The sequence below is a fragment of the Clostridium sp. Marseille-QA1073 genome (genome assembly GCF_054863625.1).
On the sequence record NZ_JBSVQM010000074.1, the window covers coordinates 1 to 841 of the forward strand.

General features: G+C 48.6%; 1 rRNA gene. It reads right to left on the reverse strand.

Annotated features, from left to right (window positions below):
* A 23S ribosomal RNA gene (locus ACY1IQ_RS21135) occupies positions 1–841 on the reverse strand; the annotation flags it as partial.

Below are 841 nucleotides of genomic sequence, written 5' to 3' on the forward strand. Positions count from 1 at the left end.
GGATTTGCCTATCCTACATACCTAAACGCTTAGACTAGCATCCAATAGCTAGCACATCTTATCCTCCTGCGTCACCCCATTTGTAATAACGTCTGCTAGTGGTACAGGAATATCAACCTGTTGTCCATCACCTACGCCTTTCGGCCTCGGCTTAGGTCCCGACTAACCCTGAGCGGACGAGCCTTCCTCAGGAAACCTTAGGTTTTCGACCGACAGGATTCTCACCTGTCTCTCGCTACTTATGCCAACATTCTCACTTCTGCATCGTCCACCGCTCCTTCCGGTACGACTTCAGCCAATGCAGAAAGCTCCTCTACCGCGTACACGTAGTGTACACCCATAGCTTCGGTGGTAAGTTTTAGCCCCGGACATCTTCGGCGCAGGATCTCTTGACTAGTGAGCTATTACGCACTCTTTGAATGAGTGGCTGCTTCTAAGCCAACATCCTAGTTGTCTTAGAAATCCCACATCCTTTACCACTTAACTTACACTTTGGGACCTTAGCTGATGGTCTGGGCTGTTTCCCTTTTGACTACGGATCTTATCATTCGCAGTCTGACTGCCGAAATAAAAGTATATGGCATTCGGAGTTTGATAAGGTTCGGTAAGCGATATGCCCCCTAGCCTATTCAGTGCTCTACCTCCATTACTCAATTAATCGACGCTAGCCCTAAAGCTATTTCGAGGAGAACCAGCTATCTCCGAGTTCGATTGGAATTTCTCCGCTATCCACAGCTCATCCCATGGTTTTTCAACACCAACGTGGTTCGGTCCTCCACGAGATTTTACTCTCGCTTCAACCTGGCCATGGATAGGTCACCCGGTTTCGGGTCTACGACAT